This window comes from Phycicoccus sp. (assembly GCF_035325325.1).
GTDB lineage: Bacteria > Actinomycetota > Actinomycetes > Actinomycetales > Dermatophilaceae > Phycicoccus.
The window spans coordinates 13,848-30,051 of the sequence record NZ_DAOLAC010000005.1; the positions used below are offsets into that span (position 1 = coordinate 13,848).

16 protein-coding genes are annotated in these 16,204 nt (G+C 73.5%); 8 read left to right on the top strand and 8 right to left on the bottom strand.

Translation table 11 applies throughout. From position 1 onward, the window contains the following. Positions 1-40 precede the first annotated feature (40 nt). Genes PKA89_RS05195 through glgA form a run of 3 tightly spaced genes read right to left on the bottom strand, consistent with a single transcriptional unit; the run spans position 41 to position 2,544 of the window. Positions 41-823, bottom strand: coding sequence for an ABC transporter ATP-binding protein (locus PKA89_RS05195; RefSeq protein WP_324417260.1), 783 nt, complete (start codon positions 821-823; stop codon positions 41-43). A gap of 45 nt (positions 824-868) precedes the next feature. Continuing rightward, entirely contained in the window at positions 869-1,354 is a 486-nt protein-coding gene (locus PKA89_RS05200) for an XdhC family protein (RefSeq protein ID WP_324417261.1), read from the bottom strand. After that, the gene (gene glgA / locus PKA89_RS05205; RefSeq protein WP_324417263.1) at positions 1,351-2,544 is read right to left on the bottom strand and encodes a glycogen synthase; all 1,194 of its coding nucleotides are present in this window, start codon (positions 2,542-2,544) and stop codon (positions 1,351-1,353) included. The genes PKA89_RS05200 and glgA overlap by 4 nt, the downstream gene beginning before the upstream one ends. Before the next feature lie 63 nt (positions 2,545-2,607). On the opposite strand from glgA, the gene glgC reads away from it, so the two are divergent. The 4 genes from glgC (at position 2,608) to serB (ending at position 6,496) form a co-directional block, all read left to right on the top strand. Continuing rightward, positions 2,608-3,861 (top strand): glucose-1-phosphate adenylyltransferase, encoded by a 1,254-nt coding sequence (glgC, locus tag PKA89_RS05210; RefSeq protein WP_324417265.1) that lies wholly within the window; start codon positions 2,608-2,610, stop codon positions 3,859-3,861. Next, positions 3,858-4,697, top strand: coding sequence for an LLM class F420-dependent oxidoreductase (locus PKA89_RS05215; RefSeq protein WP_324417267.1), 840 nt, complete (start codon positions 3,858-3,860; stop codon positions 4,695-4,697). The genes glgC and PKA89_RS05215 overlap by 4 nt, the downstream gene beginning before the upstream one ends. Positions 4,698-4,774: 77 nt before the next feature. Further along, positions 4,775-5,206 carry a DUF308 domain-containing protein gene (locus tag PKA89_RS05220; RefSeq protein ID WP_324417269.1) on the top strand — a complete coding sequence of 144 codons (432 nt, stop codon included), beginning with the start codon at positions 4,775-4,777 and terminating at the stop codon, positions 5,204-5,206. 54 nt (positions 5,207-5,260) lie between these two features. Beyond that, a complete protein-coding gene (gene serB, locus PKA89_RS05225) occupies positions 5,261-6,496 on the top strand; it encodes a phosphoserine phosphatase SerB (RefSeq protein ID WP_324417271.1) in 1,236 nt (411 codons plus the stop codon). 3 nt (positions 6,497-6,499) lie between these two features. Here serB and fabI read toward each other — a convergent pair whose 3' ends face one another. Continuing rightward, positions 6,500-7,258 carry an enoyl-ACP reductase FabI gene (gene fabI / locus PKA89_RS05230; protein ID WP_324417273.1) on the bottom strand — a complete coding sequence of 253 codons (759 nt, stop codon included), beginning with the start codon at positions 7,256-7,258 and terminating at the stop codon, positions 6,500-6,502. Between the two features lie 51 nt (positions 7,259-7,309). Further along, positions 7,310-8,023 (bottom strand): beta-ketoacyl-ACP reductase, encoded by a 714-nt coding sequence (locus tag PKA89_RS05235; protein WP_324417275.1) that lies wholly within the window; start codon positions 8,021-8,023, stop codon positions 7,310-7,312. Positions 8,024-8,084: 61 nt separating this feature from the next. Here PKA89_RS05235 and PKA89_RS05240 point away from each other — a divergent pair, with 61 nt between their 5' ends. Continuing rightward, positions 8,085-8,438, top strand: a complete 354-nt coding sequence (locus PKA89_RS05240; protein ID WP_324417277.1) for a DUF3099 domain-containing protein — start codon at positions 8,085-8,087, stop codon at positions 8,436-8,438. Positions 8,439-8,459: 21 nt separating this feature from the next. On the opposite strand, the gene moaA is transcribed toward PKA89_RS05240, so the two are convergent. Further along, on the bottom strand, positions 8,460-9,461 hold the full coding sequence (moaA, locus tag PKA89_RS05245; protein ID WP_324417278.1) for a GTP 3',8-cyclase MoaA: 1,002 nt from the start codon (positions 9,459-9,461) through the stop codon (positions 8,460-8,462). A gap of 33 nt (positions 9,462-9,494) precedes the next feature. Here moaA and PKA89_RS05250 point away from each other — a divergent pair, with 33 nt between their 5' ends. Next, positions 9,495-10,283 (top strand): SURF1 family protein, encoded by a 789-nt coding sequence (locus PKA89_RS05250; protein WP_324417280.1) that lies wholly within the window; start codon positions 9,495-9,497, stop codon positions 10,281-10,283. A 15-nt stretch (positions 10,284-10,298) separates the two neighbouring features. Here the strand turns inward: PKA89_RS05250 and PKA89_RS05255 are convergent, their stop codons facing one another. Continuing rightward, the gene (locus PKA89_RS05255) at positions 10,299-12,179 is read right to left on the bottom strand and encodes an ABC transporter ATP-binding protein (protein WP_324417282.1); all 1,881 of its coding nucleotides are present in this window, start codon (positions 12,177-12,179) and stop codon (positions 10,299-10,301) included. Between the two features lie 150 nt (positions 12,180-12,329). On the opposite strand from PKA89_RS05255, the gene PKA89_RS05260 reads away from it, so the two are divergent. Both PKA89_RS05260 and PKA89_RS05265 read left to right on the top strand, forming a co-directional pair. Continuing rightward, entirely contained in the window at positions 12,330-13,715 is a 1,386-nt protein-coding gene (locus PKA89_RS05260; protein WP_324417284.1) for a TrpB-like pyridoxal phosphate-dependent enzyme, read from the top strand. Between the two features lie 13 nt (positions 13,716-13,728). After that, positions 13,729-14,604 (top strand): alpha/beta hydrolase, encoded by an 876-nt coding sequence (locus tag PKA89_RS05265; protein WP_324417286.1) that lies wholly within the window; start codon positions 13,729-13,731, stop codon positions 14,602-14,604. Here PKA89_RS05265 and PKA89_RS05270 read toward each other — a convergent pair. Next, the gene (locus PKA89_RS05270; protein WP_324417288.1) at positions 14,591-16,189 is read right to left on the bottom strand and encodes an ABC-F family ATP-binding cassette domain-containing protein; all 1,599 of its coding nucleotides are present in this window, start codon (positions 16,187-16,189) and stop codon (positions 14,591-14,593) included. The genes PKA89_RS05265 and PKA89_RS05270 overlap by 14 nt on opposite strands. Positions 16,190-16,204: the final 15 nt, after the last annotated feature.

Here is a 16,204-nt window from a genome sequence, read left to right on the forward strand (position 1 = left end):
CGCTCGGACGTGGGGCTGGCGCCCCGGGTTCCCTCCGCGCTCAGCGGGCGCGGGCGGCATAGCGGTTGCCTCTCACCTCGAGCTCGAGCGGCATCCCGAAGGTGCGCTCGAGGTTCTCGGCGGTCAGGGTGATCTCCACCGGGCCCTGCGCGACGATCCGCCCCTCGCGCAGCAGCAGCACGTCGGTGAAGTGCGGCGGGATCTCCTCGACGTGGTGGGTCACGAGCACGAGGGCCGGCGCGGAGAGGTCGGCGGCCAGCTGGCCGAGCCGGCGCACGAGGTCCTCGCGGCCCCCGAGGTCGAGGCCGGCGGCCGGCTCGTCGAGGAGCATGAGCTCGGGGTCGGTCATCAGGGCGCGGGCGATCTGCACCCGCTTGCGCTCGCCCTCGGAGAGCGTGCCGTAGCGCCGGTCCGCGAGGTGGCTCGCGCCGAGGGCCTCGAGGAGGTCGGCGGCACGGCCCTCGTCCATCCGGTCGTAGGCCTCGCGCCAGCGTCCGACGACGCCGTAGGAGGCGGTGACGACGACGTCACGCACCCGCTCGCGCGCCGGGATGCGCTCCGCGAGCGAGGCGCTGGAGAGGCCGATCCGCGGGCGCAGCTCGAAGACGTCGACCGCACCGAGCACCTCGCCGAGGACGCCGGCGACACCGGTCGTCGGGTGCATCCGGCCGGCGGCGATCTGGAGCAGGGTGGTCTTGCCGGCGCCGTTGGGGCCGAGCACGACCCAGCGCTGCCCCTCCTCGACCTCCCACGAGACGTCGTCGAGGATCGTCGTGTCGCCCCGCACCACGCCCACACCGGCGAGGGCCAGGACGTCGCTCATGCCCCGACCCTAGTCGACCGCTCCCCCGGCGTCCGGCGGCACGCCTCAGGGCGCGCGCATCGGGCCACCGGGGCGGCCGTGCGCGTCGGCGACGACCTCGGCCATCACCGAGAGCGCGATCTCGCCGGGCGAGCTGCCACCGATGGAGAGACCGGCCGGCACGTGCAGCCGCGCCAGCTCGGCGTCGGTGAAGCCCTCCGCCCGCAGGGCCTCGAGCAGCGCGGCGGACCGGTGCCGGCTGGCCATCATCGCGACGTACCGGACGCCGGCCCGGACCGCCCCGCGGACCAGGTCGTAGGCGCCGTCGCCGTCGTGGTTGCACACGACGAGCGCGTCGACGTGGCCGAGCCCGTCCGCGTCCTCGACCGCCGGCGCCGCCTCGAGCACCGTCACCTCCCACCCCGTGCTGCGGGCGATCTCGGTGAGCGTCTGCGCGATCCGGTTGTCGAAGACGACGACCAGCCGCCCGAGCGGCCCGTCGGTGGGGGTGGCGCCGCTGCCGAGGACGGGGTCGTGCCGGGAGTCGCTCATCCGGCGAGGACCCCGCGGTAGACCTCCATGGTGCGCTCGGCGATCGTGTCCCAGGAGAACGCGTCGACGGCGCGCTGCCGTCCCGCCACGCCGAACCGACGCGCGCGGTCGAGGTCGCCCACGGCCTCGGTGAGGGCGGCGGCGAGGTCGGCGACGAAGCGGTCCTCGTCGACCGGGGTGCCCGTGCCGTCCTGGACCTGCTCGATGGGGACCAGCCAGCCGGTCTCGCCGTCGACGACGACCTCCGGGATGCCGCCCGTGGCGGTGGCGACGACCGGCAGCTCGCAGGCCATCGCCTCGAGGTTGACGATGCCGAGCGGCTCGTAGACCGACGGGCACACGAACACCGACGAGGCGCTGAGCACCGCGGTCACCCGGTCGCGCGGCAGCATCTCGGAGATCCAGACGACCCCGTCGCGGTGCGCGCGCAGGTCGTCGACGAGGCCCTCGACCTCGGCCTTGATCTCCGGGGTGTCCGGGGCGCCGGCGAGGAGGACGAGCTGCACCTCGGGCGGCAGCTCGGCGGCGGCGCGCAGGAGGTAGGGCAGCCCCTTCTGCCGGGTGATCCGGCCGACGAAGACGACGGCCGGGCGGTCGGGGTCGATGCCGAGCTCGCGGGCCACGTCGGGCGCGGGGTTCGGCCGCCACAGCTCGGCGTCGATCCCGTTGTGCACGACGAGGACCTTCGCCGGGTCGACGGACGGGTAGGAGCGCAGGATGTCCTCGCGCATGCCGGCGCTCACGGCGACCACCGCCGCGGCCCCCTCGTACGCGGTGCGCTCCACCCACGAGGACAGCCGGTAGCCACCACCGAGCTGCTCGGCCTTCCAGGGGCGCATCGGTTCGAGGCTGTGCGCCGACAGGACGTGCGGCACCCCCTCGAGCAGGCCCGCGACGTGGCCGGCGAAGTTCGCGTACCAGGTGTGCGAGTGGACGAGGTCGGCACCGGCGCAGGCCGCGGCCATCGTCAGGTCGACACCCAGGGTGGTGAGGGCGGCGTTGGTGCCCTCGAGCTCCGGGAGGTCGGGGTGGCTCGTCGTGCCCTCCTCCTCGCGTGGGCCGCCGAAGGCGTGGACCCGGACGTCGGTGTCGCCGCGGGCCCGCAGCGCCCGGGTCAGCTCGGCGACGTGCACCCCGGCTCCCCCGTAGATCGACGGCGGGTACTCCTTGCTGAGGATGTCGATGCGCACGGTTTTCACCGTAGTGGTGAACCGGGACTCCCGGGGAGGTCGCCCAACCAATAGGTTGGTGGCATGGCGTACCGCAGCGGAGGTCCCAAGGTCCTGGCCATCGTCCTCGCTGGTGGGGAGGGCAAGCGCCTCATGCCCCTGACCCGCGACCGGGCGAAGCCCGCGGTCCCGTTCGGCGGCATCTACCGGCTCATCGACTTCGCGCTGTCCAACGTCGTGAACTCCGGCTACCTCAAGGTCGTCGTCCTCACCCAGTACAAGTCGCACAGCCTCGACCGGCACGTGACCAAGACCTGGCGGATGAGCACGATGCTCGGCAACTACGTCGCCCCCATCCCGGCCCAGCAGCGCATCGGCAAGGCGTGGTACCAGGGCAGCGCCGACGCGATCTTCCAGAGCCTCAACACCATCACCGACGAGCGCCCGGACATCGTCGTCGTCGTGGGGGCCGACCACGTGTACCGGATGGACTTCTCGCAGATGGTCGACCAGCACCTGACGAGCGGGTCCGGCGTCACGGTGGCCGCCATCCGCCAGCCGAGGTCGACCGCCGACCAGTTCGGCGTCATCGACGTCGAGCCCGAGGACCCCTCCCGCATCCGGGCCTTCCTCGAGAAGCCGAGCGACCCCGAGGGGCTGCCCGACTCCCCCGACGAGGTGCTCGCGAGCATGGGCAACTACGTCTTCTCCACCGACGCGCTCATCGACGCCGTGACCGCCGACTCCACCACCGAGGGCAGCAAGCACGACATGGGGGGCGACATCGTGCCGGCGCTGGTCGACCAGGGCGCGGCGTCGGTCTACGACTTCAAGAACAACGTCGTGCCCGGTGGCACCGAGCGCGACATGGGCTACTGGCGCGACGTCGGGACCCTCGACTCGTACTACGAGGCGCACATGGACCTCGTGTCGATCCACCCGGTCTTCAACCTCTACAACTACGACTGGCCGATCTACACGACCTACGGCCCGTACCCGCCGGCCAAGTTCGTCCACGGCGTCCACGGCCGGTTCGGGGAGGCGCTCAACTCCGCGGTCTCCCCCGGGGTCGTCATCTCGGGCGCGCGGGTGAACGGGTCGGTGATCTCCCCCGACGTCCACGTGCACAGTTACACGGAGGTCGACGACAGCGTCCTGCTCGACGGGGTCCAGGTCGGCCGGCACTGCCGGATCCGGAAGGCGATCCTCGACAAGAACGTCGTCGTCCCCGAGGGCACCTCGATCGGGTTCGACCGCGAGGCCGACCTCGCCCGCGGCTTCACCGTCACCGACTCGGGGCTCACCGTCGTCGGCAAGGGCCAGGAGATCACCGAGTGAGCACCGCCGCCGACCGCCCCGTGCGGATCGGCGCCCAGCTCCAGCCGCAGCACGCCTCCTACGCCGACATCCGGCGGGCGTGCGCGCGGCTCGAGGAGGCGGGCGTGGACGTCATCTTCACCTGGGACCACTTCTACCCTCTCTACGGCGACCCGGACGGCGCGCACTTCGAGTGCTGGACGATGCTCGGCGCCTGGGCCGAGGCCACCGAGCGCGTCGAGATCGGCGCCCTCGTCACGTGCAACAGCTACCGCAACCCCCAGCTGCTCGCCGACATGGCGCGCACCGTCGACCACATGAGCGCGCGTGACGGCGGCGAGGGCCGGCTGATCCTCGGGATCGGATCGGGATGGTTCGAGCGCGACTACACCGAGTACGGGTTCGAGTTCGGCACCGCGGGAGGGCGGTTGGACGCCCTCGCCCGTGACCTGCCGCTGATCGAGGAGCGCTGGGCGAAGCTCAACCCGGCGCCGACGCGGAAGATCCCGGTCCTCATCGGTGGTGGTGGCGAGCGGAAGACGCTGCGCATCGTCGCCGAGCACGCCGACATCTGGCACGGGTTCGGCGACCCGGAGACGGTCGCGCGCAAGCACGCCGTCCTCGACGAGTGGTGCGCGAGGGTCGGCCGCTCCCCGGACGAGATCGAGCGATCGGCCGGTGTCTCACCCAGACCGGGCCGTTTCCCCGAGGACGTCGGCGACTACGCCGCCGGGGCGCAGGCGCTGTACGACGTCGGCACGCGGCTCTTCACCGTCGGCCTCAACGGCCCCGACCACGACATCGGCCCGATCCGCGACCTCCTCGACTGGCGCGACAGCCACCACCCGCGCGGCTGAGCCGCAACCGGGTCCGGCGCGGCGACGCGTGACACCGGGCCCGGCGGCGCGCGAGACTGTCCACGTCCGGGCCGACCGTGCCCGGCGTCGCTCTCCGGGAGGTCGTCGTGCGGGCCGTCGGGTGGCAGGTCCTCGTGGTCCAAGGGGTCGTCGCGGTCCTCTTCGGCGTCCTCGCGATGGCGCGGCCGGTGAGCACCGGTCTCAGCCTCGTGGTCCTCTGGGGTGTCTTCGCCCTCGTCGACGGCGTGATGGCCCTCACGGTCACCGGCGGCACACCACGCTGGCTGCGCGTCCTCGGCGCGGTCTTCCTCGTCGTGGCCGGCATCCTCTTCATGGCCAACCCCGGCCGGGCCGCCCTCGGCATCGCGGTGTGGCTGGGGCTCCTCGCCCTCCTCGCGGGCATCACCCTCGTCGTCGCGGGGCTCGCGGTCCGAGCGCTCCCGGGGTCGTCGCAGGGTCCGCTCGGCACGCCGCCCGCTCCCCCGGCGCCACCCGCGATGCCGGCCTGAGCCGCGTCCCGGACGGCCCGTTGTCGGTGCGCCCGCGTCGGTAGGGTCGTGCGGGTGAGCCCGACCGCGAGCACCCCTCCCCCGCCGCCACAGCCCGACCCGGCCGCCCGGACGCTCCTCGTCTCGCTCAGCGGTCCGGACCGGCCGGGGGTCACGAGCACCGTCTTCGCGGCGGCGGCCACGGTGGGTGCCGACGTGCTCGACCTCGAGCAGATCGTCGTGCGCGGTCACCTCGTCCTCTCGGTCCTCCTCGCCCCGGGGCGGGACGAGAACGTCCTCACCGACCGGCTGACCCGCGCCGGCGAGGCCATGGGGATGCACGTCCAGCTCGCCGCCGGGCAGGGCGACAACGCCCCTCGGCGCACCGGCCGGGCCGCGGTCGTCGTCATGGCCGCGCCGCTGGAGACGAGGCACGTCGCGGCGGTGGCCGAGGCGGTGGCGGCGCACGGCGCCAACATCGACCGCATCCGCCGGCTCTCGCGCTGGCCGGTGACGACGGTGGAGCTCGACGTGTCCGGCGCGGACGTCACCCGGCTGCGGCGCGACCTCGCCCTCGTGTCGGCGTCGTCCGGTTGCGACGTCGCGGTGGCGCCGGCGGGGCTGGCGCGGCGTGGTGGCCGGCTCGTCGTCATGGACGTCGACTCGACCCTCGTCCAGGACGAGGTCATCGAGCTCATCGCGCGGCACGCCGGCACCGAGGACGAGGTCGCCGCGGTCACCGAGCGGGCGATGCGCGGCGAGCTCGACTTCGCCGAGAGCCTCCACGCGCGGGTCGCCACCCTCGCCGGGCTGCCCGTCGGGGTGCTCGACGACGTGCGCGCGGCGGTGCGGCTGACGCCCGGCGCCCGCACCCTCGTGCGCACCCTGAAGTCCCTCGGCTTCACGGTCGCGCTCGTGTCCGGCGGCTTCGCCGAGGTCGTCGAGCCGATCGGGGCCGAGCTCAGGGTCGACCACGTCCGCGCCAACCGCCTCGAGGTGGTCGACGGCCGGCTGACCGGGCGGGTCGTCGGCGACGTCGTCGACCGTGCCGGGAAGGCCTCCGCCCTGCGCGAGTTCGCCGCGCTCGAGGGGCTGCCCCTGGCCCGGACGGTGGCCATCGGGGACGGCGCCAACGACCTCGACATGCTCGGCGCCGCCGGCCTCGGGGTGGCCTTCAACGCCAAGCCGGTCGTCCGGGAGCAGGCCGACACGGCCGTCACCGTGCCCTACCTCGACACGGTGCTCTTCCTCCTCGGCGTCAGCCGCGAGGAGATCGAGGACGCGGAGACCGCGGAACCGCGCGAGGGCTGAGGCTCACGCGCCGACCGCGTGGTACCCGCCGTCGACGTGGACGATCTCGCCGGTCGTGGCCGGGAACCAGTCCGAGAGCAGGGCGACGCAGGCGCGGGCGGCCGGTTCGGCGTCCCGGACGTCCCAGCCCAGCGGGGCCCGGCCGCCCCAGGCCTCCTCGAACTGCTCGAAGCCCGGGATGGACTTGGCGGCCGTGGTCCGGATCGGGCCGGCGGAGACGAGGTTGCAGCGGATGCCTCGCGGCCCCATGTCACGCGCGAGGTAGCGGTTCGTCGACTCGAACGCGGCCTTGGCCACCCCCATCCAGTCGTAGACCGGCCAGGCGTACTTCGCGTCGAAGGTGAGACCCACGACCGAACCGCCCTCGGACATCAGCGGCAGGGCCGCCTTGGTCAGCGACTGGAGCGAGAACGCCGAGATCTGGACGGCGGTCGAGACGTCCTCCCACGTGGCGTCCATGAAGGTGAAGGCGCCCTGCGGGGCGAAGCCGATGGAGTGCACGACGCCGTCGAGGTGGTCGACGTGCTCGCGCACGCGGTCGGCGAGGGCCGCGAGGTCGTCGCCGCTCGCGACGTCGAGCTCGACGACCGGAGCCGGCTTCGGCAGGCGGCGCGCGATGGCCGTCGTGATCTTCGTCGTCCGGCCGAAGGAGGTGAGCACCACCTCGGCGCCCTGCTCCTGCGCCAGCCGCGCGACGTGGAAGGCGATCGAGGAGTCCATGAGGACACCGGTGACGAGCAGCTTCTTGCCCTCGAGCAGCATGTCTGGCCTTTCGGGTGGGAGGTCGGAGGTCGGGGTCGGGTGGTCGGCGGGTCAGTGGCCCATGCCGAGGCCGCCGTCGACGGGGATGACGGCGCCGGAGACGTAGGCCGCCTCGGGGCTCGCGAGGAAGCGGACGACGCCGGCGACCTCGTCGGTCGTCGCGAACCGCCCGGCCGGGATGGCCGCCTTGTACGTCTTCTGGGTGTCCTCGGGCAGCGCGGCGGTCATGTCGGTCTCGATGAAGCCCGGCGCGACGACGTTCGCGGTGATCCCCCGGCCGCCGAGCTCGCGGGTGACCGAGCGGGCCAGGCCGACGAGGCCGGCCTTGCTCGCGGCGTAGTTCGCCTGCCCCGGCCCCCCGTACAGGCCGACCACGCTCGAGACGAGGATGATCCGCCCGCGCCGCAACCGGATCATGCCCTTGCTGGCCCGGCGCACGCAGCGGAAGGCGCCGGTGAGGTTGGTCTCGAGGACCGCGTCCCAGTCCTCGTCGCCCATCCGCATCAGCAGGCCGTCCTTGGTGATGCCGGCGTTCGCCACGAGCACCTCGACCGGACCGCCGAGCTTCTCCTCGGCCTCGGTGAACGCGGCGTCGACCGACGCGGTGTCCGTCACGTCGCAGCGCACGCCGAGCAGCCCCTCGGGCGGTTCGCCGCTGCGGTGGGTGACGACGACGCGGTCGCCGGCCTCGGCGAAGGACCTCGCGATGGCCAGGCCGATGCCTCGGTTGCCGCCGGTGACGAGCACGGTGCGGGGGTCGCTCATGCTGTCGAACCTAGTGGACTACCCGGCGGTAGCCGGACACGGCCGGACGTATGGTGGACGGGTGCCCACGACCCGCCAGCAGCAGCCCGCCGCCCAGTCGGTGACGACCGCTGCGGAGTCGCGCGAGGCCGACCAGAAGCACCGGATGAAGCAGTACCTGGTCACCATGTCGATCCGGACCGTGTGCTTCGTCCTCACCATCGTCGTCGACGAGTGGTACCGCTGGGTGTTCGCCGCCGCGGCCGTCTTCCTGCCCTTCGTCGCCGTCGTCGCCGCGAACGCGGTCGCCCCGCGGGTGCGCGGCCGCCGCGCCCCGGTCACCCCCGCCGTCGACCCCACGCCGCGGATCACGGACCACGCCGCCACGTACGTCCCCGGCAGCGTGCGTCACCCCGAGGACGACGACCGGGACTGAAGCGGCGGCGGAGCCGGCGGCTCAGCCGCCGATCGCCGACATCGGGCGGGCCGGCTGCTCGAAGTCCGGGCGGTCGATGCCGTGCCCGGCCTTCTTGGCCCACATCTCGGCGACGACGAGGTCGGCCAGCTCGGTGTCGGAGGCACCCTCGCGCAGCGGCCCGCGCAGGTCGACCTCGCTCCGGGCGAAGAGGCAGTTGCGCAGCTGGCCGTCCGCGGTGAGCCGCACCCGGTCGCACGCGGCACAGAAGGGCGCCGAGACGCTCGCGATGACCCCGACCGTCTCCGGGCCGCCGTCGACGAGGAACAGCTCGGCGGGGGCGCTGCCGCGCTCCTGCACCGGGGTGAGGCGGAACCGCTCACCGAGGCGCTCGAGGATCTCGGCCTGCGAGACCATCCGGCTGCGGTCCCAGGCGTGCTGGGCGTCCAGCGGCATCTGCTCGATGAAGCGCAGCGCGTAGCCGCGGTCGAGGCACCACTGCAGGAGGTCGGCGACGCCGGAGTCGTTGACCCCGCGCATGGCGACGGCGTTCACCTTGACCGGGGCCAGCCCGGCGTCGGCGGCCGCCTTGAGGCCAGCCTCGACGTCGGCGAGCCGGTCGCGGCGGGTGAGGTCGAGGAACTGCTGCTGGTCGACGGTGTCGAGGCTGACGTTGACGCGGTCGAGCCCCGCGGCGGCGAGGGGGGCGGCGAGCCGGTCGAGGCCCACGCCGTTGGTCGTCATCGCGATCCGAGGACGCGGCTCGAGCGCCGCGATGCCCCGGACGACGTCGACCAGGCTGCGGCGCAGCATCGGCTCACCGCCGGTGAGGCGGACGTTGGTCACGCCCAGCCCGACCATGACGCGCACGAGCCGCACGAGCTCGTCGTCGGTGAGCATCTCGGGCTTGGGCAGCCAGTCGAGGCCCTCGGCGGGCATGCAGTACGTGCACCGCAGGTTGCACCGGTCCGTGACCGAGACGCGCAGGTCACGCCCGACGCGGCCGAAGCGGTCGAGGAGGCGGGGCTCGGGGAGGTCGGTCATAGAGGGACAGCGTACGTCGCGTAGCGTGGCGGAGTGCTGCGCCGGCTCCTCACACCTCGCTGGCTGGGCGCGCTCGTCCTCGCCGCGCTCTTCGCCGTCGCCGCGTACCACCTCGGCTGGTGGCAGTACCACCGCCACGAGGCGAAGGTCGAGCGCAACGCCCGGCTCGACGCGCACTACCGCGCCGACCCGGTCCCCGTCGCCGACGTGCTCACCCCCCGCGGTCTCGCGCCGGCCGCCGAGTGGACCCGCGTCACGGTCGACGGCAGCTACGCCGCCGGACCGGTCTTCGTCCGCGCCCGACCGAACGACGGCGAGGTCGGCTACGAGGTGCTGTGGGCGCTGCGGCCGGCCACCGGGGGCCCGGACGTGCTCGTCGACCGCGGCTGGGTCCCGCTCTCGGACCGTGGCGCCAGCGTGCTCCCGGACGTGGCGCCCGCGCCGGCCGGCGAGGTCACCGTCGTCGGCTGGGCGCGGATCGGCGAGCGGTCCGCCGACAGGCCGCCCGCCCGCGGCCAGATCGCGACCCTCTCGGTCCCCGACGCCGCGACCGCCCTCGGCACCCCGGTGCTGCCCGGGTACGTGCTGCTCCAGTCCGAGCGGACCGCCGACGGCGCGACCCCGCCCCGTCCGCAGCCGCTCGCTCCCCCGGACCGCAGCCTCGGCCCGCACCTCGCCTACGCCTACCAGTGGTGGATGGGCACGATCGCCGGGTTCGTCCTCGTCGGCTTCGGCCTGCGCCGCGAGGAGCGGCTGGCCCACCCCGAGAAGTACCCGCCGAAGCCGAAGAAGGTGCGGATCTGGGACGAGGAGGACGCCTGACCGGGTGTCAGCGGCTCAGGCCGTGACCGCGGCGTCGTCCTGCTCGGCGAACTGGGTGCGGTGGAGGTCGGCGTAGAGCCCGCCGCGCCGGACGAGCTCGGCGTGCGTGCCTCGCTCGACGATCCGGCCGTCGTCGACGACGAGGATCTCGTCGGCGTGCCGGACCGTGGAGAGCCGGTGGGCGATGACGAGGGCGGAGCGGTCGCGCAGCGCCTCGTCGAGGGCTCGCTGGACGGCCTGCTCGGACTCGCTGTCGAGGTGCGCCGTCGCCTCGTCGAGGACGATGAGCCCGGGCCCCTTGAGGAGCAGCCGGGCGATGGCCAGGCGTTGCTTCTCGCCACCGGAGAGCCGGTGTCCGCGGTCGCCGACGACGGTGTCGAGGCCGGAGGGCAGCGCGTCGATGAGCGGCCAGACCTGGGCCGCCCGCAGGGCCGCGACCATCTGCGACTCCGTCGCGTCCGGGGCGGCGTAGGCGAGGTTGGCCCGGATCGTGTCGTGGAAGAGGTGCGCCTCCTGGGTGACCACGCCGACGGCGGCGTGCAGCGACTCGCCCGTCGCCTCCCGCAGGTCGAGGCCGTTGATGCGCACCGCGCCCTCGGTGGGGTCGTACAGGCGCGCGACGAGCGAGGTGATCGTCGTCTTGCCCGCCCCGCTCGGACCGACGAGCGCGACGAGAGTGCCCGGCTCGACGGTGAACGAGACGTCGCGCAGCACCGGCCCGCTCCCCCGCCGGTCCCCGGTCGCGGTGGCCTCGAGCGAGGACAGCGAGACCTCGTCGGCGGACGGGTAGGAGAACCCGACGCCGTCAACCTCGACGCGCACCGGACCCGGCGGCACCGGCCGCGCGTCGGGCGCCTCCGCGACGAGCGGCTCGAGGTCGAGGACCTCGAAGACGCGCTCGAAGGAGACGAGCGCCGTCATGATGTCGACGCGGACGTTGGAGATGGCCGTCAGCGGGCCGTAGAGGCGCGCGAGCAGGGCGGTGAGCGCGATCAGCGTGCCCACCGTCAGCGACCCCCCGACGGCCATGACGCCACCGACCCCGTAGACCATCGCCGTGGCGAGCGAGGCGACGAGCGTGAGCGCGACGAAGAAGACCGACCGGTTGACCGCGATGCGCACCCCGATGTCGCGCACCCGCGCCGCCCGGACGGCGTACTCGTCGTCCTCGGTGGCGGGCCGGCCGAAGAGCTTGACGAGGAGGGCCCCCGCGACGTTGAACCGCTCGGTCATCCGGGTGCCCAGGTCGGCGTTCTGGACCATCTGCTCGTGGGCGAGGCTCGCGAGGCGGCGACCCATGAAGCGCGCGGGCACGAGGAAGAAGGGGACGAGGAACAGGGCCGCGAGGGTCAGCTGCCAGGAGAGCAGGGCCATCGCGCCGACGATGAGGACGAGGGTGATCGCGTTGCTCACGACACTGGAGAGCACCGAGGTGAACGCCTGCTGCGCCCCGATGACGTCGTTGCCGAGACGGGTGACGAGCGCACCGGTCTGGGCCCGGGTGAAGAACGCGACCGGCTGCCGGAGCACGTGCGAGAACACCTGGGTGCGCAGGTCGTAGATGAGGCCTTCGCCGATGCGGGCGGAGAACCACCGCTCGACGAGGGTCAGTGCCCCGCCGAGGACGGCCAGGGCGGCGACGAGCAGGGAGAGCCGGACGACGACGCCGGAGTCCTTCGGGTAGATGCCGTCGTCGATGATCGACTTGAGGAGCAGGGGGGTCGCGACGACGAGGACGGACTCGACGACGACGAGGCCGAGGAACCAGGCGATCGCCGTCCGGTACGGGCGGGCGTAGCCGAGCACGCGGCGCGTCGTGCCGGGGGCCAGCCGTCGCTCCCGCACGCTCGAGTCGCGGCTCAGGCTGTGCAGCGCCTGCCAGCCCATCATGCTCATCGGTCTCGGTCTCCTCGGTGTCGGTGCTCGCCAGTCAACCACCGAGCGCCCACACCTGTTCCCCCACCCGGTGGTCACCCCCTTGTGCGGCTCCCGGGCACCACCGACGATGACCGCACGCCCCGTCACCGACGACGCCCGGAGGATGCCGTGCCCGACCCGCTGCGCCACAAGGTCCTGCTCGACGAGGACGAGATGCCGACCCGCTGGTACAACCTCCTCGCCGACCTGCCGACGCCTCCTCCGCCGCCGCTGCACCCGGGCACCGGCCAGCCGGTCGGACCCGACGACCTCGCGGCGATCTTCCCGATGGACCTCATCGCCCAGGAGGTGACGACCGAGCGCTTCGTCGACATCCCGGAGGAGGTCCAGGACGTCTACCGGCTGTGGCGGCCCTCGCCCCTCTACCGGGCGCACCGCCTCGAGAAGGCGCTCGGGACGCCGGCGCGCATCTACTACAAGTACGAAGGCGTGTCACCGGCCGGTTCGCACAAGCCGAACACTGCTGTGCCGCAGGCGTACTACAACGCCAAGGCCGGTGTGCGGAAACTGACGACCGAGACCGGCGCGGGGCAGTGGGGCACGGCGCTCTCCTTCGCCTGCGCCCAGTTCGGCCTCGAGTGCGAGGTGTGGCAGGTCCGCGCCTCGTACGACGCCAAGCCGTACCGGAGGATGATGATCGAGACCTTCGGCGGGGTCGTGCACCCGAGCCCATCCGACCTCACCGAGGCCGGCCGCGCCATCCTCGCCGCGGACCCGCACTCCCCCGGCTCGCTCGGGGTGGCGATCAGCGAGGCGGTCGAGGTCGCCGCGCAGGACCCGACGGCGAACTACGCGCTCGGGTCGGTCCTCAACCACGTGCTGCTGCACCAGACGGTGATCGGTGAGGAGGCGCTGCTCCAGCTCGCCAAGGTCGGCGAGCGGGTCGACCTCGTCGTCGGGTGCACCGGTGGCGGCTCGAACTTCGGCGGGCTCACCTTCCCCTTCCTCCGGGAGAAGCTCGCCGCGGGCGGCGCCGGTCCGGTGGTCCGCGCCGTCGAGCCGGCCTCCTGCCCCTCGCTGACCCAGGGCACGTACGCCTACGACTTCGGCGACGTCGCGGGGATGACGCCGCTGCTCAAGATGCACACCCTCGGCCACGACTTCATCCCCGACCCGATCCACGCCGGCGGCCTGCGCTACCACGGGATGAGCCCGCTGGTCAGCCACCTCTACGAGGAGGGTCTCATCGAGGCGGTCGCCAAGACCCAGAAGGACTGCTTCGCCGCCGGCGTCCTCTTCGCGCGGACCGAGGGCATCGTCCCGGCGCCCGAGCCGACGCACGCCGTCGCGGCCGCCGTCGACGAGGCCATCGCGTGCATCGAGACCGGGGAGGAGAAGGTCATCCTCACGGCCCTCTGCGGCCACGGCCACCTCGACCTGCCCGCCTACGACGCCTACCTGCGCGGCGACCTCGTCGACCACACGTGGGAGGACACCGAGCTCCAGCAGTCGGTCGCCGCCGCACTGGAGCGGCTCCCGGCGATCCCGGGCTGAGCGGCGGCACCGGATGACGAGCTGGCAGACCCTCGCGGTCCGGGCCTACCTGCGCGCCACCCGCAAGAAGCGATACCGCACCGTCGAGGCCGGGCGGCGCAGCCTGGCCGTCGCGCTGCCGGCAGCCCCGCTGCCGGACGCGCTGCGGTCGCGGGCGACCACCGTGCCGCTGGCCGGTGGCGAGCTGGTGACGCTGCGTCCGGCCGCGGCCGGCGGCCCCGGGACGCTCGTCTACCTGCACGGCGGCGCCTTCGTCAACGGCATCCAGCCGCAGCACTGGACGTTCGTGGCCCACCTCGCCGACGCGACCGGCCGTGAGGTCCACGTCGCCCGGTACCCGCTCGCGCCGGCACACGTCGTCTCCGACGCGCGCACCTTCCTCGCCGCCCTCCACGAGCGTCTCGTGCCCGACGGGCCGGTCCACCTGCTCGGCGACTCGGCGGGCGGCACCCTGGCCCTGCTCCACGCCCAGCGGCACGCGGGTGACGGCACGGTCGCCGGGCTGACGCTCATCGCCCCGTGGCTCGACCTGTCCCTGGGGAACCCCGCCATCGACGCCGTCGAGCGCCGCGACCCCTGGCTGACCCGGGCCGGGATGCGACCCATCGCCGAGCACTGGGCGGCGGGAGCGGACCTCACCGACCCGGCCGTGAGCCCGCTGTACGGCGAGCTCTCCCGGCTCCCGCCCACCGCGGTGTTCGTGGGCTCGCACGACATCTGCCGCCCCGACTGCGAGCGCCTCGTCGCCCTGGCTCCCCCGACGGCGGACCTTGCCCTCCACGTCGAGCCGGGGTCCCCGCACGACTACCCGCTGCTGCCCACACCCGAGGGGCGGCGGGCCCGCGACGCGGTCGTCGCGCACGTGCTGCGGACGCTCAGGCCAGCGTGACCAGCTCGCGGTAGTCCGCGCTGAAGAGGTCCTCGACGCCGTCGGGGAGCAGGAGGATGCGCTCGGGCTCGAGCGCGTCGACCGCGCCCTCGTCGTGCGTGACGAGGACGACGGCACCCTCGTAGGTGCGCAGGGCGCCGAGGATCTCGTCGCGGGAGGCCGGGTCGAGGTTGTTCGTCGGCTCGTCGAGGAGCAGCACGTTGGCCGACGAGACGACGAGCAGGGCCAGCGACAGCCGGGTCTTCTCGCCGCCGGAGAGGACGCCGGCCGGCTTGAGGACGTCGTCGCCGGTGAAGAGGAAGGAGCCGAGCACCTTGCGGACCTCGGTCTCGCCGAGGTCGGGCGCGGCCGACTTCATGTTCTCCAGGACGGTGCGCCCGACGTCGAGGTTCTCGTGCTCCTGCGCGTAGTAGCCGAGCTTGAGGCCGTGGCCCGGCTCGACCTGCCCGGTGTCCGGCTGGTCGACCCCGGCGAGCAGCCGCAGCAGCGTCGTCTTGCCGGCACCGTTCAGCCCGAGGACGACGACCCGCGAGCCGCGGTCGATGGCGAGGTCGACGTCGGTGAACACCTCGGCCGACCCGTACGAGCGTGAGAGCCCGGTGGCCCGCAACGGTGTCCGACCGCACGGGGAGGGCTTCGGGAAGCGCAGCCGGGCGACCTTGTCCTGGGCCCGCTCGGCCTCGAGGCCCCCGAGGAGGCGCTCAGCCCGGCGCTGCATGTTCTGCGCGGCGACCGTCTTCGTCGCCTTGGCGCGCATCTTGTCGGCCTGGGCCATGAGCGCCGACGCCTTCTTCTCGGCGTTGGCCCGCTCCCGCCTGCGCCGCCGCTCGTCGGTCTCGCGCTGCTGGAGGTAGGCCTTCCAGCCGAGGTTGTACTGGTCGAGCTCGGCCCGGTTGGCGTCGAGGTGGAAGACCTTGTTGACGACGACGTCGAGCAGCTCGACGTCGTGGCTGATGACGACGAGGCCGCCGCGGTAGCCCTTGAGGTGGTCGCGCAGCCATGCGATGGAGTCGGCGTCGAGGTGGTTGGTCGGCTCGTCGAGGAGGAGGGTCTCGGCGCCGCTGAACAGGATGCGGGTCAGCTCGACGCGGCGGCGCTGGCCACCCGACAGGGTGCCGATCTCCTGGTCGAGGAGCCGCTCCTCGAGACCGAGCGCGGCCGCGATCCGGGCGGCCTCGGACTCGGCCGCGTAGCCGCCGGCCGCACCGAACTCGGCGTCGAGCCGCGCGTAGCGACGCATCGCGCGCTCCTGCTTCTCGCCGGTCTCGGTGGCCATCGCGTGCTCCGCGGCCCGCAGGTCGCGCACGATGGTGTCGAGGCCGCGGGCGGACAGGACGCGGTCGCGCGCCGAGACGTGCAGGTCGCCGGTGCGCGGGTCCTGCGGCAGGTAGCCGACCTCGCCGGAGCGGGTGACCGTGCCGGCGGCCGGCTGGGTCACCCCGGCGAGGGTCTTGGTCAGCGTGGTCTTGCCGGCCCCGTTGCGGCCGACGAGGCCGATCCGGTCACCCGGCGCGACCCGGAAGGTCGCGCCGTCGAGGAGCAGGCGGGAGCCCGCGCGCAGCTCGACGGACGCAGCGGTGATCACGGTGGGGCCTTCCGG

Bases quoted from the DNA above. Each gene is read 5' to 3' on its own strand.
- PKA89_RS05200 (WP_324417261.1), bottom strand. From the start codon at position 1,354: ATGAGCGACTCCCGGCACGACCCCGTCCTCGGCAGCGGCGCCACCCCC.
- PKA89_RS05265 (WP_324417286.1), top strand. From the start codon at position 13,729: ATGACGAGCTGGCAGACCCTCGCGGTCCGGGCCTACCTGCGCGCCACC.
- moaA (WP_324417278.1), bottom strand. From the start codon at position 9,461: ATGACCGACCTCCCCGAGCCCCGCCTCCTCGACCGCTTCGGCCGCGTC.
- PKA89_RS05195 (WP_324417260.1), bottom strand. From the start codon at position 823: ATGAGCGACGTCCTGGCCCTCGCCGGTGTGGGCGTGGTGCGGGGCGAC.
- glgC (WP_324417265.1), top strand. From the start codon at position 2,608: ATGGCGTACCGCAGCGGAGGTCCCAAGGTCCTGGCCATCGTCCTCGCT.
- PKA89_RS05235 (WP_324417275.1), bottom strand. From the start codon at position 8,023: ATGAGCGACCCCCGCACCGTGCTCGTCACCGGCGGCAACCGAGGCATC.
- fabI (WP_324417273.1), bottom strand. From the start codon at position 7,258: ATGCTGCTCGAGGGCAAGAAGCTGCTCGTCACCGGTGTCCTCATGGAC.
- PKA89_RS05255 (WP_324417282.1), bottom strand. From the start codon at position 12,179: ATGAGCATGATGGGCTGGCAGGCGCTGCACAGCCTGAGCCGCGACTCG.